Source organism: Kouleothrix sp. 19917 (genome assembly GCF_057073505.1).
In genome coordinates, this window is record NZ_CP097099.1 from 3,783,432 (window position 1) to 3,798,317 (window position 14,886).

General features: G+C 64.4%; 9 protein-coding genes. 8 read left to right on the plus strand and 1 reads right to left on the minus strand.

The genetic code is table 11. From position 1 onward, the window contains the following. Positions 1 to 11: 11 nt before the first annotated feature. Positions 12 to 227, minus strand: a complete 216-nt coding sequence (locus M1P90_RS15455) for a hypothetical protein (RefSeq protein ID WP_483703728.1) — start codon at positions 225 to 227, stop codon at positions 12 to 14. Positions 228 to 418: 191 nt separating this feature from the next. On the opposite strand from M1P90_RS15455, the gene M1P90_RS15460 reads away from it, so the two are divergent. The 8 genes from M1P90_RS15460 to M1P90_RS15495 all read left to right on the plus strand — a co-directional run bounded on the left by M1P90_RS15460 (position 419) and on the right by M1P90_RS15495 (position 14,835). Continuing rightward, entirely contained in the window at positions 419 to 1,204 is a 786-nt protein-coding gene (locus M1P90_RS15460) for a polyprenol monophosphomannose synthase (protein ID WP_483703730.1), read from the plus strand. Positions 1,205 to 1,319: 115 nt separating this feature from the next. Then, positions 1,320 to 1,811 (plus strand): GtrA family protein, encoded by a 492-nt coding sequence (locus tag M1P90_RS15465; RefSeq protein WP_483703732.1) that lies wholly within the window; start codon positions 1,320 to 1,322, stop codon positions 1,809 to 1,811. Further along, positions 1,808 to 3,130, plus strand: coding sequence for a glycosyltransferase (locus tag M1P90_RS15470; protein ID WP_483703734.1), 1,323 nt, complete (start codon positions 1,808 to 1,810; stop codon positions 3,128 to 3,130). The genes M1P90_RS15465 and M1P90_RS15470 overlap by 4 nt, the downstream gene beginning before the upstream one ends. Positions 3,131 to 3,589: 459 nt before the next feature. Further along, complete coding sequence (locus M1P90_RS15475; RefSeq protein ID WP_483703736.1) at positions 3,590 to 5,182, plus strand: ArnT family glycosyltransferase; 1,593 nt, start codon at positions 3,590 to 3,592, stop codon at positions 5,180 to 5,182. Between the two features lie 86 nt (positions 5,183 to 5,268). After that, complete coding sequence (locus M1P90_RS15480) at positions 5,269 to 6,153, plus strand: hypothetical protein (RefSeq protein WP_483703738.1); 885 nt, start codon at positions 5,269 to 5,271, stop codon at positions 6,151 to 6,153. Between the two features lie 255 nt (positions 6,154 to 6,408). After that, positions 6,409 to 11,289 carry a PA14 domain-containing protein gene (locus M1P90_RS15485; protein WP_483703740.1) on the plus strand — a complete coding sequence of 1,627 codons (4,881 nt, stop codon included), beginning with the start codon at positions 6,409 to 6,411 and terminating at the stop codon, positions 11,287 to 11,289. A gap of 346 nt (positions 11,290 to 11,635) precedes the next feature. Continuing rightward, positions 11,636 to 12,328: a response regulator transcription factor gene (locus tag M1P90_RS15490; protein ID WP_483703742.1), complete on the plus strand. Its 693-nt coding sequence runs from the start codon at positions 11,636 to 11,638 to the stop codon at positions 12,326 to 12,328. A 1,283-nt stretch (positions 12,329 to 13,611) separates the two neighbouring features. After that, complete coding sequence (locus M1P90_RS15495) at positions 13,612 to 14,835, plus strand: ABC transporter substrate-binding protein (protein WP_483703744.1); 1,224 nt, start codon at positions 13,612 to 13,614, stop codon at positions 14,833 to 14,835. Positions 14,836 to 14,886: the final 51 nt, after the last annotated feature.

Genomic DNA, 14,886 nt, shown 5'->3' on the forward strand with positions numbered 1-14,886 from the left:
GCAGCATTACGTCAAGCTAAACTAAACAAGGAGTGTTGGGCAATATGCCCAACACTCCTTGTTGTTTTAATAGCAGTTTCTCGATCGACATGAGCGATGGTTGTTGTTCGAGATCGCATCAGAAGGGCGAAATCCTCACTGACTTCTGCATCCCGAGTTTGGAATACTTGCTCCAGAGATGAAGTTCTGTTTAAAAAGGTGCCCCCGAATGAACGAATTGTCAGCATGTGTTAGTCGCCTTTTAAGTTTCGAATAATCTCCCCCCGCGCTCACCCCGCTATCCTTCAGCCATCCCAAGTGGAGAGTGATGTTCCAAATGCACCAATGCCGGCACACAGGCACTCGTGGCCGTGCCTGCGTGGGCTGGCGTGTGCGCCCAGGCTTGCAGCGGCCCGCAACACACAGGAGAGGATGCACCATGACATCGTTCCCGAACCACGGCGCAGAGCCGCCCGCCGAAACGCAGCGCCACTGCCTGGTGGTGGTGCCAACCTACAACGAGGCCGAAAACATCACGTGCCTGATCGCGGCGGTGCTTGAGCAAGGCCCGCAGTTCGATGTGCTGGTGGTCGACGATGGCTCGCCCGACGGCACCGGCGACATGGTGGCGGCGCTGGCCGCACACACCTCGCGTGTGCAGCTTATGCGCCGCAGCGGCAAGCTGGGCCTGGGCACCGCCTACGTGGCTGGCTTTCGCGAGGGCTTGCGCCAGGGCTACCAGTATATGTGCGAAATGGACGCCGATTTCTCGCACCAGCCGGGCTACCTGCCGGTGCTGCTGGCTGTGGCCGAGCGCGCCGCTGACGTGGCGCTTGGCTCGCGCAACGTGCCGGGCGGTCGCGTCGAAAACTGGTCGCGGCTGCGCCAGCTGATCAGCCGGGGCGGGAGCTGGTATGCGCGCACGCTGCTGGGCCTGCCCATCCGCGACGTGACTGGCGGCTACAAGTGCTTTCGCGCCAGCGTGCTCCAGCAGCTCGATCTGGCGGCGATCAACGCCAACGGCTATGGCTTCCAGGTGGAAATGAACTACCGCTGCCATCAGGCTGGCTTCCGCATCCACGAAATCCCGATCGTCTTCCCCGACCGCGTGGCCGGGCAATCGAAGATGTCGCAGCAGATTGTGTGGGAAGCCGCCGCGCTGGTGCTGCGCCTGCGCGTGTCGCCCAACCCGTACAAGCGCGTGCGCCTGGCGCGCGGGGCGTAGGCAATAGGGTTTGGGGTTTGGGGAATAGGGTTTTGGAACGAGCCTTCGTCCTTCGTCATTCGTCATTCGTCATTCGTCCCAGGCGGTTCTCGGTTCTCCCAAAAAGAGGTCATACATGAACGCAACACTTCAGATACACGCCCAACGAATTGGCCGCCCGCTGCGCTTCGGGCTGGTGGGCCTGAGCGGCATTGTCGTGAACTCGGCGGTGCTGTGGGCGCTGGTGCGCACGGCCGGTCTGCCGGTGGTGCTGGGCAGCCTGTTTGCCACCGAAATAGCGATCGTTTCCAACTTCATTCTGAACGACCGCTGGACCTTTCGCGCCGCCGATGACAAGTGGCCGGCGCGGCTGCTGCGCTTCAATGGCGTGGCGCTCGGCGGCATGGCGCTCACCGCGCTGCTGCTGACGCTGCTGATGCGCTTCACGCCGCTGCCGCTGCTGGTTGCGAACGTGCTGGCGGTGGGCGCGGCAACCGTGTGGAACTACATGGCCAACAGCCGCTGGACATGGTCGGCTGGCGAGGGGCGGGCAGCAAGTGACCCGGCCGCGCCGCCCGCCATCGGCTGCGAATGGGTGAACGACCGCGACGAGGAGGTGGCGCTATGAGCATAGGCGACTGGATGCTTGCCGGCATTTCGCTGGCGCTCACCGCGCAATCGGGCTACTCGGCCGCGCTGATGCTGTACGCCTGGGAAGACGACGCCAAGCTGCAGCAGAATCGCGTGCCCACCAGCTTCGAGCCGCCCACGCGCCGCTTCACTGTGATGCTGCCCGCCCGCCACGAAGAAGAAGTCATTCAGGACACCATCCAGCGCACCGTCGATCTGCGCTACCCGCGCGAGCTGGTGCAGGTGCTGGTGGTGATCGAAGCCGGCGACCACGGCACGATTGCCGAGGTCGAGCAGAAGCTGGCCGCGCTGCGCGCCCAGGGCATAACGCATGTGCGCCTGATCACCTTTGACGAGCCGCCGATCAACAAGCCGCACGGCCTGAATGTCGCGCTGCGCTACGCCACCGGCGATGTCGTCACAATCTTCGACGCCGAGGACGAGCCGCACCCCGATATTCTGCAGGTGGTGAACACCGTGATGCTGCGCGAAGATGCCGAGGTGGTGCAGTGCGGCGTACAGCTCATGAACTACGCCGACCGCTGGTTTTCGGCCTTGAACGTGCTTGAGTACATGTTCTGGTTTAAATCGCGCATGCACTACCACGCGCGCGTGGGCATGGTGCCGCTGGGCGGCAACACCGTGTTTTTCACCCGCGCCGCGCTCGACCGCGCAGACGGCTGGGACCAGACCTGCCTCACGGAAGATGCCGACATTGGCATCCGGCTGTGTGTGAATGGCGGCATGCGCTTTCGCGCCATCTACGACGACCAGTATGTGACGCGCGAAGAAACCCCACCAACCGTTGGGCAGTTCGTGAAGCAGCGCACACGCTGGAACCAGGGCTTTCTGCAAGTGCTGGCAAAAGGCGACTGGCGGCACCTGCCGACCTTGCCGCAGCGGCTGCTCGCGCTCTACACGCTGGCCTTCCCGCTGCTCCAGGCGCTGACAATGATCTACCTGCCCATCAGTATCTGGCTGGCCTTCTTTGGCAAGCTGCCGGTGCTGGTAACGCTAATCAGCGCGCTGCCAGCCTACCTGGTTGCCGTGCAAATGCTGATCAGCGTGGTTGGGCTGTATGAATTCACGGCGGTGCACGGCATCCGCCCGCGCTGGTACTCGCCGCTGTGGCTGCTGGCCGCCTATATGCCCTACCAGTGGCTGCTGGGCCTGGGCGCGCTGCGGGCGGTCTGGCGGCAGGCGCGCGGCCTGAACAACTGGGAAAAAACCAGGCACATTGGCGCGCATCGCGTGGGCCAGCCGCTGCCCGTAGCCGAGGCCGCCGACCCGCTGCTGGCGCGCGAGCATGGAGCGTAGGTTTGCCGGGGAATGGGGGACGGGGGTTGGGGAATGGGTGACAAGGTGACACGAGCAGTCGGCAGGAGGCAGGAGGCAGGCGGCAGGCGGCAGGCGGCAGGCGGCAGGCGGCAGGCGGCAGGCGGCAGGCGGCAGGCGGCAGGAACCTGCAACCGCACGAGGGTTTAGGGTCTGGGGTTTTGGGTTGAGTCTACAACCTACAACCTGCAACCTTCCAACTCTTCGCGTCCTTTGCGCTCTTTGCGGTGATTTTTCGTCCTTCGTCCTTCGTCCGTGGTCGTTCGTCGCAACCTGCAACCTTCAACCTGCGAACCTGCGAATCTGCAACCCAAATCTCCGTGCCTCTGTGTCTCTGTGGTGAACGTCCTTTCGTCCTTTCGTCCTTCGTCATTCGTCGTTCGTCATTCGTCCCAATCGTAAATCGCCAATCGTAAATCGTAAATCGTCAAAGGTTTTTTGATGCTTACACCAACAACATTTGCCCGCCGCTTGCTGCCACGCCCAACGCCGCGCCTGGCCGCGCCCGCGCACGCCGCCGAGTGGCTGCTGATAGCCGGGCTGCTGCTGGCGGGGCTGATTGCGCACGGCCTGAATATGTTCAACTTCCCGTCGTTCACCTACAACGGCGACGAAGGAATTTATACCGGCCAGGCGCTGGCGGTGCTGCGTGGCCAGCTCACGCCCTACACCTACTTCTACGACCACGCTCCCGCCGGCTGGATCTTACTGGCGGCATGGATGGCGCTGACTGGCGGGCCGCACACCTTTGGCAGCACGATCGACAGCGGGCGCGTGCTGATGCTCTTGCTGCACCTCGGCATCATCCACCGGCTGTATCGCGTGGCGCGCGCCTGTGGCTGCGGGCCGGCCGCCGCGTCGCTGGCGGTGCTGCTGTTCGCGCTGTCGCCGCTCACGGTTTTCTACGGCCGCCCGGTGATGCTCGACAGCATGATGCTGTTCTGGCTGCTCACCAGCCTCGATCTGCTGCTGGATGGCGAGGGGCGGCTAAGCCGCGTGGCGCTAAGCGGCGCGTGTTTTGGCATTGCGTTGCTCACCAAGGAAACCGCGATCTTTGTGCTGCCGGCCATGCTGCTGCTGGCGGTGCAGGAACGACGCGCGCACCACGGGCGCTTTGCCGTGCTGGGCTGGCTGCTGCCAATGGCAATTGTCGCCAGCTGGTATTTCCTGTATGCGCTGCTGAAAGGCGAGCTGTTCCCGCCCGGCACTTTTGGCGACACCCGGCCGCATGTGTCGCTGCTGGGCACGCTGCTCTGGCAGACGCGGCGCGACGGCGGCGGCATGTTCAACCTCCACAACCAGTTCTGGCATTTCCTGCGCGAAGACTGGCTGTGGCGCGACATGCTGCTGCCGCTTGGCGGCACCGCCGCCGTGCTGGCGAACCTGCTGCGTGGCTGGCGCAACCGCGTGGCGCTGGTGGTGGGGCTGCTGGGCGCGCTGTCGGTGTACTACCTGGCGCGCGGCGGCATTGTGTTCAACTTCTATATTCTGTTCGCGCTGCCCTTTCTGGCGCTGAATATTGGCGTGCTGGCCGCGCCGCTTTTTGCGCGCCTGGCGCGCTGGCCACTGGCAAGCGCCGCGCTGGTGCTGGTGCTGGTGGCACTCGCCGGCCTGCACTGGTGGTCGCTTGGGCGCGCCGAGTCGCTGTACACTGCGCGCGGCGGCGCGGCCGGCCACGCTGCGATTGCGTGGATGCAGGACAACCTGCCGCCCAGCAGCATGATCATCGCCGACGACGCCTTTTTCCCCGACCTGCGCACGCCCGCGCCAAGCACGCCCGCCTTCCCGAACATCCACAGCCACTGGAAGGTCGGCCAGGACCCCGAGATTGGCGAGGACGTATTTCACAACCGCTGGCAAACTGTCGACTACCTGATTATGACGCCCGGCCTTGAGCAGAATTTTGTCGGCACACAGTTTCCGGTGGCGCTGGAAGCGTGGCAGCACGCCCGTCCGATCCGCCGCTGGGAGGCCGACGGCACGGTGGTGGAGCTGTGGCAGGTTGCCAAGCCGGGCGGGGCAGGCACGCCATGATTAAGAATCCAGAACCAAGAACCGAGAACCAAGCACCGGCGTATCGCATACGCCTGAACCGCAGAACCGGCGACGGGCGTATTGCAATGCGCCCAGACCAGGAACCGCAGAACCAAGCACCAGCGTATCGCATACGCCTGAACCGCAGAGCACGACGCCCCTTCTCCGCCCCCAGCTCGTGGCCGCGCCTTGCGCGCGCGCTCGCGCTGGCCGCCAGCGTCGCTGCGGTGGCCCTGCTTGGCGCGGGGCTGGGGCCGGGCTGGCAGCGCGCGCCCGCCGTTGCCGAGCAGGCGATTGCGCCCACCGCGGCAGCCCAGCCCACAGCAAGCGCAACAGCGCTGCCCGCCGGGGCGGCCCAGCCAATTGCACAGCTACCCGCTCCCGCCACCCCTGCGCCCACGCCCATGCCCGCCAGCGACTGGCCGGTGGTGCTGCGCGAAACGTTCGATCAGGCGGCGGCGGGCTGGCCCGAGGTGCTGGGGCCGAGCTGGCACAGTAGCTACCGCGACGGCGGCTACGAATTGGCGCTCGACAGCCGGCCGAGCTTTAGCACCAGCGCGCCGCTCGCCGCCCACGATTTCGAGCTGAGCGCAGATGTGCGAATTGCGCGCGGGCAGGCTGGCCTGTTCTTCCTGCTCGGCCGGCCCAACGATTTCTACCGCCTGCTGATCGACGCGGAAGGGCGCTACCGCCTGGAATGGCAGCAGGTCGGTGCGGCGCGTCCACTGCTCGATTGGGCCGCCAGCGATGCCCTGCACACCGGCGCGGGCGCGACCAACCGGCTGGCGGCGCGTCGCACCGGCGACACGCTTACGTTCTACGCGAACAATCACGAGCTGGCGCGCTACACGCTGCCGCCCGGCGCTGCGCTCGAGTCGCGCGTTGGCCTGGCGCTCGACGCGCCGCCCGGCGAGCAAAGCGCCCGCGCCTGGTTCGACACCATCGAGGTGCGCGCGCCACCCGCGCCGTAGGCGGGGAGACAGAGACAAGAGACAGGGAGAAACCGTGACATGGTGAAGGGGTGAAAGGGTGATGGGGAGATCAGAAAGACGTCGTCCTGAGTAGCAGCATAGCTGCGTATCGAAGCGAAGCCCTGAGCCTGCCGAAGGGGACGTGTCTCATGTCTCGGTTCTGGCATCCCGCGTCTCGTGTCTCGTGTCTCATGTTTCACGCCGTGTATCGACCTGTATTGAAATAATACGCACACCAAACAAGGAGCTTTTGCCTTGAATCAAGCATCATCATCGCCCCACAAGGCACGCGCGCGGCGGCTGGCCGTGGCGCTGCTACTAAGCCTGCTGCTGGCGGCCCTGCCGGCGGCCATGCCCTCTAGCGCGGCAGCTACGCCCACCTGGCACGGCGAGTATTTCACAAACACAACCCTGAGCGGCGCGCCCGCGCTGGTGCGCGAAGACGCCGCAATCGACTTCGACTGGAACCAGGGCTCGCCCGACCCGGCCATTCCCGCCGATAGCTTCTCAGTGCGCTGGACGCGCACGCTGAACCTGGCGGCCGGCACCTACCGCTTCGTCACCTATACCGACGACGGCGCGCGCCTGAAGGTCGACGGCCAAACCGTGATCGACCGTTTCGTCGCGCAGTCGCCCACCGAATGGCAGGCCGATGTCACACTCACAGCCGGCGACCATGTGATTGTGATGGAGTATTTCGAAGGCGTGGGCGACGCGCTCGCGCGCCTGTCGTACAGCACCATCCAGACCGATGTGTCGCCGGGCGTGTGGAAGGGCGAATACTTCACCAACCCGAACCTGAGCGGTTCGCCCTTGCTGGTGCGTGGCGATCCGACCATCGACTTCGACTGGGGCGCGGGCAGCCCGGCCGCGAACTTCCCCGCCAATAGCTTCTCGGTGCGCTGGAGCCGCACGCTCACGCTGAGCGCGGGCAGCTACCGCTTTGCCACCTACACCGACGACGGCGTGCGCCTGAAGATCGACGGCGCGACCGTGATCGACCACTTCGCGGCGCAATCGCCCACCTACTACGAATATGCCGCCGACCTCGCCGCCGGCAACCATACCGTGGTGATGGAATATTTCGAGGGCTTTGGCAACGCGCTTGCCAAGCTCAGTTGGGCGCGCAGGGCCGCGGCGGGCGAAGGCATTATTCGCATCAACGCGGGCGGCAGCGCCTATGCCGACAGCTTCAACAACTTCTGGGAACCAGATGGCTACTTCACCAACGCCAACGCCACCGCGCCAATCACGGCGACGCAGACCGAAGAAGCCCAGCCGATCTGGAACACCACCGACGACCCGCTTTATATCAACGAGCATGCCACAGCCTTCCGTTACAATCTGCCCATCCCGAACGGCAACTACACTGTGCGCCTGCATTTCGCCGAGCTGTTCTTCAACTCGCCGGGCGTGCGGCGCTTCAATGTCGATGTGCAGGGCCAGCGCGAGCTTGCCGGCTTCGACATCTACGGGCAGGCTGGCAAGGCTGCGCTGATCACCAAATCGTTTGACACGACCGTCACCAGCGCCACGCTGAGCATCAACTTCACCAAGCTGTTCGACAATGCCGTGGTGCAGGCGCTCGATGTCTACCCGACCGGCAGCGTCGACCTTGCCGCGCCGACGTTTGCGCCCATTCCCCAGCTGGAAAACCGCACCTACACCACGCCGCCAACCGTCACGCTGGCGATTGCCGACGACGTGGCGCTGAACGACGGCTACTGGCGGCTCGACGACAACGTGCCGGTGGCGCTGTTCAGCAGCCTGAACGCTAAAACCTACACGCGCTCGCCCTTCACCCTGCCAGCCGACGCCTTTGACGCGCTGCCGCTGGGCGCGCACACCCTGAGCTTTGGCGCGAACGACGCCAACGGCAACGCCTGGGTGCAAACCTGGAAGTTCCGCAAGCTCAACACCGGCAGCGGCGCGGTGCCAATCGCCTTCGACCGGCGCAAGATTTTCGACGCCACCACGCCCGGCGGCGCGAACTTCAAGCACCCAACCACCCTGCAAGTCGGGCCAGATGGCAAGCTCTACGCCGGCCAGCAAGATTTCTTCGGCAAGGGCGGCTACATCCACGTGCTCACGCTCGACGACAAGCACAGCGTCACCAACGTGCAGGTGCTGAACACAATCTTCAACACGCCCAACTTCAACACCGATGGCACGCCCGCGCCGACCGTCAAGGGCCGCCACCTGATCGGCCTCGACTTCGACCCGGCCTCGACGCCGCAGCGCCCGATTATGTGGGTGGTGCACAGCGACCCGCGCTTTTGCTTCAACCAGTCGCCCAGCACCTGCAAGGTGAACATCGACTCGGGCATGATCACGCGCCTGATCGGCCCCGACTACGACAACCCGGCCAACCGCACCGACTTCGTAACTGGCCTGCCGCGCTCGCGCGAAAACCACGCGCCCAACGCCGTACACTTCGGGCCGGATGGCTGGCTGTACCTGAGCATCGGCAGCGACACAAACTTCGGCGCGCCCAGCACCGCCTTCAGTGGCCTGTCCGAGCGCTACCTGACGGCTTCAATCGTGCGCTTCAATGTGAATGGCGCGCCGAACCAGTTCCCGGTTGATCTGCGCAAAGTCACCAAGGCCGCCGACATGAAGCCGGGCGTGTTCGAGCTGTATGCCAGCGGCTACCGCAACCCCTACGACATTTTGTGGCATTCCAACGGTCTGCTGTACGCAAACGTGAATGCGGGCAACTTCACCGCTGGCACCACGCCCGGCGCGGCCGACGGCTGCCCGAGCACGCCCGCAATCGACCCGGGCACGCGCCCCGACTACCTCGTGCATATCGACCAGGGCGACTTTGGCGGCAACCCGAACCCGAGCCACCCGAACGAGTGCGTGCTCGACGACGGCAGCATGTATACGCCGCCAATCGCCCAGCCCAACCCGAACTACCACCCCGAAAAGCGGCTGCTGTACTATAAGGCTGGCGTTTCTACCAACGGCATGGCCGAGTACACCGCGCCAACCTTTGGCGGCCAGATGCTGGGCAACATCATCTCGGCCACCTACGCCGGCAACCAGAGCGTGCGGCGCGTGGTGCTCGCGCCCGACGGCAAGACGGTGGAGTTTGAAGAAGATCTGGGCATCTTCAACCAGCCGCTCGACGTGGCAGTGGCGCCGGATGGCGCGATCTACGTGGCCGAGTATGGCGGCAACACCATCCAGGTGATGGAACCAAACCCCACGCTGAAGGACACCGGCCTGTGGAACACGCAAACGCCGCTGCCCATCCCAACGCAGGAAGTCGGCACCGTGGCATGTAATGGCAAGGTCTATGTGGTGGGCGGAATCGTCGGGCAGAACAGCCAGGGCGTGATCGATACCAACAACGCCTGGGCCTACGACCCGAACGGCAAGAAATGGGCGCAGCTGCCGCCCGCGCCCGGCCAGGCGGTCGATCACCCCGGCGCCGCATGTCTGAACGGCAAGGTCTACCAGATCGGCGGATTGATCCGCGCCGGCGTGGCGGTGAAATCGGTCTACGCCTACGACATCGCCAGCAACAGCTGGGCTGCCGTGGCCGACCTGCCGCTGCCGCGTGGCGCAAGTGGCGTCGCGGTGCAGGGCGGCAAGATCTACGTCGTCGGCGGCCTGGGTTACCCCGACAAGGCCGACCTGTTCGTCTACACGCCGGGCACAAATAGCTGGGCCACGCTGGCGCCCATGCCAACCGCCCGCGACCACCTGATCTTCGAGGCAGTCGGCGGCAAGCTCTACGCAATTGGCGGGCGCACCGCCGTGACAATCGCCTCGGTGACGGCGGCCAACGAAGCCTACGACATCGCCACGAACACCTGGGAGGTGCGCGCGCCCATGCCCACGCCGCGCGCCGCCATGGCCGCTGGTGTGCTGCACAACCAGATCACGATCTGGGGCGGCGAAGCTATGCCCGGCAGCCCGCTGGCAACATCGGCTGGCGTGAATGCGCAGGGCCAGATGTACGACCCCAAAACCAACCTGTGGACGACCATCGCCGACGAGCTGACGCCACGCCACGGCACCGACGGCGCGACCATCGGCACAACGCTCTACACCCCGGGCGGCGCGACCCACCAGGGCAACGCTCCCACCGACGCCAACGACGCCTTCTCGTTTGTCTCGCAGGACAAGGTTGGCTCGTGCATCGCGGCGGGCAGCAACCCGGCCACCACCGACAGCGACAAGGACGGCTACACCGACAAGGACGAGTTGGACAATACCACCGACCCGTGCAGCAAGGCGGCCACCCCGCCCGACAACGACGGCGACCATATTTCGGACCTGAACGACCCCGACGACGACAACGACGGCAAGCCCGACGTGCAGGACCAGTTCCAGTTCGATGCGGCCAACGGCACTGCCACCACGCTGCCGTGGGTGCAAAACTGGAACCCCGGCGACACGCCGGCCGGCAAGTTCGCCAACAGCGGCTTCCCCGGCGTGCAGCTCAACAAGAACGGCGTCGGCTTCTTCCTCAGCAAGGTACACGTCGGCGGCGCGGGTGGCTTTATGTCAATCGACGCGACGGCGGGCAGCAACCTGGGCAACCAGAACACGCAGGACGACGCGCTGCAAGTGGGCTTCGACGCGCGCAAAACCGTCACCATCCACGCGCGCATCGCCGACCCGTTCAGCGGCGTGCCGCAAGACCCTGGCAAGTCGGGCGGTATTTTCTTCGGGCTCGACCAGGACAACTACGTGAAGCTGGTGATGAGCAGCCGCATCCCGGGCGGCAGCGGCGGCGTGATCTTCGCGGTTGAGAACAATGGCGTGTACAGCCAGCCCTACTGGATCAAGCCGGTGACGATTGACTTCACCAACAGCCACACGCTCGACCTGTTCCTCATTCTCGACCCGGCGACGGAGCGCGTGATTGTGCAGTACCGCAACACCAGCGACGCCGCTGCGGACATTCGCACCATGGGCGAGATCGACGTGCGCACCGCGCCGTGGATGGCCAAGCTGTTCAAGCTGGGCGCTGCGGCTGGCGTGCTGGCAACCAACAGCGCCGACTCACGCTTCGGCGTTGCCTACGACAACTTCTCGATTGCGGAATCGAGCGCGCCGCCGCAGCTGCCGGTGCCCGGCCCCGACAACCAGAAGGTGTTCCTGCCAATGACGCGGCGCTAAGGCGCTTGCAGCGGGCGCATTGAACAGGTTCGGGAGCAGCGCTGCTCTCTTCATTATGTGGGCAGTTTTTGCGCGCTACGCGCGCAAAAACTGCCCACAAGAAAAAGCAAGTACCGCTCTGCCGAAGGCTCGGCACGCCAACCGCGCAGGTTTATCAGCCGCTTACATTAACCCAAGCTGAACGATGGCTTACCCCCTTTTAACCAATCGTTCCCGCCCCGTTAAGCCAGTGAACCTATACTGCGCTTGCCGCCACAACAGCCAGCTGTGGTTCTGGCGCGCTCTGAGCGCCCATGTCCACTTTCTGCCACTGCGTGTATCGCAGGCAGAGTGGCGCAACGAGATCATGAACGAACATATTCACGTTCTGCTGCTTCACCAGGCTGGCACGGCCGCCAACCGGATCGCCGCATTTCTCACCAGCGAACGCTACCGCACCAGCATCGCGCACGACGGTGTGAGCGGCCTGAACCTGATGCGCGCCAGCCCGCCCGACCTGGTGATCCTCGACGCCGACCTGCCGCGCATCGACGGCATTACGCTCTGTGGCGCGATCCGCAAGCAATCGCGCACACCAATCATTCTGCTGGCCAGCCAGGACGACGAGATTCAGCAGATCATTGGGCTGGACCGCGGGGCCGACCTGTGCCTGGCACCTACCGTATCGGAAGGCGAACTGCGCGCGCGCCTGCGCTCGCTGCTGCGGCGCGCCAACGTGCATACGAAAACGCAGCGCCCCGCGCTCACCATCGGCGAGCTGCGCGTGGATGTGCAGACGCGCCGGGCCTGGCTGGCCGGAACGGAGCTTCAGCTCACGCCGCGCGAATTCGACCTGCTGGCCTACCTGATGCACCATCGCGGCATCGCCGTGGCGCGCGATCAGCTGCTGAAAGACGTGTGGGGCGGGCGCGTTGGCGCGAGCTCGCAAACCCTCGATGTACACATCCGCTGGCTGCGCCAGAAAGTTGAACCCGACCCCGAGCAGCCCGTCTACATCCGCACCGTGCGCATGATCGGCTACCGCTTCGAGGGGCCGTAGCTCGCCCGACAACCGACGAAAAATTCACCACAGAGACACAGAGGCACGGAGGTTTCGGGTTGCAGGTTGAATGTTGGAAAGTTGCATGTTTCAGGTTTGCAGGTTGCAGGTTGGAAAGTTGCGGGTTCGCAGGTTGCAAGTTGGGGGTTGCTGGCCCAATCCCAAAACCCCAGACCCCAGACCCTTATGTTATGCGGGAAAGATTGAAACGTGCCACAGCTTGCCGCACCGGCAACGCGATCTGGCACGTTTTGGGCAGCTCCACACATTTTCGGGCATTGCAATGCAGTAAATCGCACCGCCTTCGTGTGACCATACCGTGAGCATTGCGCCGTCGACATGTGCAGCCAGCGCGTGCTATTGTATAACCCGAGGGGCCGGGCCAAAGCCCACGGAGCGCAACACAGCCAGCATCACACACTGCTCCGCGTCATTCTTTCGTCCCGCTGCTATGTTCAGCGGCCCGGCTGCCCCCTCCTTCGCGCCCACGCCAACGGCGCCTGGCCTCAGGTCGCCTCAATATTTCCCCCTCGTGCCGCCAGTGCTCCACGCGAGCGCTGGCGGCATCTGCGTTGGGTTTATTTTCGGGCGCTTCGCCCCACGCCCTACTGTTATCTGCATTCTGAGTAGCGGCGAAGCCGTGTATCGAAGGGTGCGGGGCGCTTCGCCCCCGTGCCTCGATTAGGTTGCGTAGAGCTTTTTGTCGGGGCGCTTCGCCCCCGTGCCCCCGACCGAGGAAACCCTTGCCGGTTTCCCCGGACCCCTTCCGGCAAAGAGCGCCGGTATCGCATCAAGTACGTCATGTCATGCCTTGCGGCGAACACAGAATCAGTACATCGTTTGTATGCAGAAGCTTCTATAGAATAATGCCAGCCTTTCAGCATAACGGAGGCATGATCGCTCAACATTGAATATGCCAACCAACTAAAATTTGGGGTTCGGGGCGCAAGCCCCGACGCCGGGGTCGGTAGGGGCCGGCGTGGGCCCCTACCCGCGGAGCGCGAGGGCGCGCAGCCCTCGCATATACGCCAAAACAAAAAGACAGCCCTACGGCCCGAGCGACCTGCACGAAAGCTGGCACTGCCAGCCGCACGCCGCGCAGGCGAAATTCTCCCCGGTACTATTTGACAAAACGCCGCGCCCGCCCCTATAATCCGCGCACCCCGGAACGTCGCCATACCCTATTCATACGCCGCATTTGGTGCGGCCGCATCAACGATTCATGCTTTCTGGCCTTCTGCGTGGTGCAGGTGTATCGCTGGTATTGGATACAGGAGGGAAGTATGTCCAGAGCATCGGTTCGGATTGTGGCCGTGGCGCTGGCCGCGCTATTCATTGCCAGCTGTGGCGGCGGCGCGCCGGCTGCCCCCAGCGGCGCAGCACCCACTGGCGCAGCAGCCGCCCCAGCGGCGGGTGGCCCGCTGCAGCAGGTTGGGGCGGGCGAGGGCGCGGTTTCGATTGTGGCGTGGCCCGGCTACATCGAGCGCGGCGAGACCGACAAGGCATACGACTGGGTGACCCAGTTCGAAAAAGATTCCGGCTGCAAAGTCAGCGTGAAAACCGCCGCTACCTCGGACGAGATGGTGGCGCTGATGAACGACGGCGGCTTCGATCTGGTGACGGCCTCGGGCGACGCCAGCCTGCGCCTGGTGTCGGGCGGGCGCGTGCAGGAAGTAAACACCAGCCTCATCCCAAGCTGGGGTAAGGTCGACCAGCGCTTGCAGAACGCGGCCTGGCACACCGTCGGCGGCAAGCACTATGGCGTGCCCTACCAGTGGGGCCCGAACGTGCTGGCCTACAACACCGACGCCTTCAAGGGCCAGGCGCCCGACAGCTGGAAGGTCGTGTTCGAAGAAACGACCCTGCCCGACGGCAAGAGCAACAAAGGCCGCGTGCAAGCCTACGACGGCCCGATCTACATCGCCGACGCCGCGCTCTACCTCAAAACTGCCAAGCCCGAGCTGGGCATCAAAGACCCCTACGCCCTGAATCGCGACCAGTTCAACGCCGCGCTTGAGCTGCTGCGCGGTCAGCGCCAGATCGTTGGCCGCTACTGGCACGACGCTGGCGTCCAGGTCGACGACTTCACCAAAGAAGGCGTGGCCGCCTCGAGCTCGTGGCCCTACCAGGTCAACCTGCTCCAGTTCAACAAGCAGCCAATCGCCAGCGTCGTGCCGAAGGAAGGCGCGACGGGCTGGGCCGACACGACCATGATGGCGATCAACGCGCCGCACCCGAACTGCTCGTACAAATGGATGGAGTGGTCGCTCAATCCCAAACTCCAGGGCGACCTCGCGGCATGGTTCGGCTCGGTGCCCTCGGTGCCCGACGCCTGCAAGGGCAATGCGCTGCTGACCGACGCCGGCTGCGCCACCAACGGCTTCGATAATTTCGAAAAAATCGCATTCTGGAAAACCCCCACTGCTGACTGCGGCGACGGCAAAACCGACTGCGTGCCCTACTACGAGTGGGTCACCAGCTACATCGCGGTCATTGGTGGGCGCTAACAGTTTTGAATCGTGAGTGCTGAGTTTTGGGTGATAGCAACGCCAAACTCA

Excerpts from the sequence above, each read along its gene's own strand:
- M1P90_RS15455 (WP_483703728.1), bottom strand. The coding sequence starts at position 227 with ATGCTGACAATTCGTTCATTCGGGGGCACCTTTTTAAACAGAACTTCA.
- M1P90_RS15460 (WP_483703730.1), top strand. The coding sequence starts at position 419 with ATGACATCGTTCCCGAACCACGGCGCAGAGCCGCCCGCCGAAACGCAG.
- M1P90_RS15465 (WP_483703732.1), top strand. The coding sequence starts at position 1,320 with ATGAACGCAACACTTCAGATACACGCCCAACGAATTGGCCGCCCGCTG.
- M1P90_RS15470 (WP_483703734.1), top strand. The coding sequence starts at position 1,808 with ATGAGCATAGGCGACTGGATGCTTGCCGGCATTTCGCTGGCGCTCACC.
- M1P90_RS15475 (WP_483703736.1), top strand. The coding sequence starts at position 3,590 with ATGCTTACACCAACAACATTTGCCCGCCGCTTGCTGCCACGCCCAACG.
- M1P90_RS15480 (WP_483703738.1), top strand. The coding sequence starts at position 5,269 with ATGCGCCCAGACCAGGAACCGCAGAACCAAGCACCAGCGTATCGCATA.
- M1P90_RS15490 (WP_483703742.1), top strand. The coding sequence starts at position 11,636 with ATGAACGAACATATTCACGTTCTGCTGCTTCACCAGGCTGGCACGGCC.
- M1P90_RS15495 (WP_483703744.1), top strand. The coding sequence starts at position 13,612 with ATGTCCAGAGCATCGGTTCGGATTGTGGCCGTGGCGCTGGCCGCGCTA.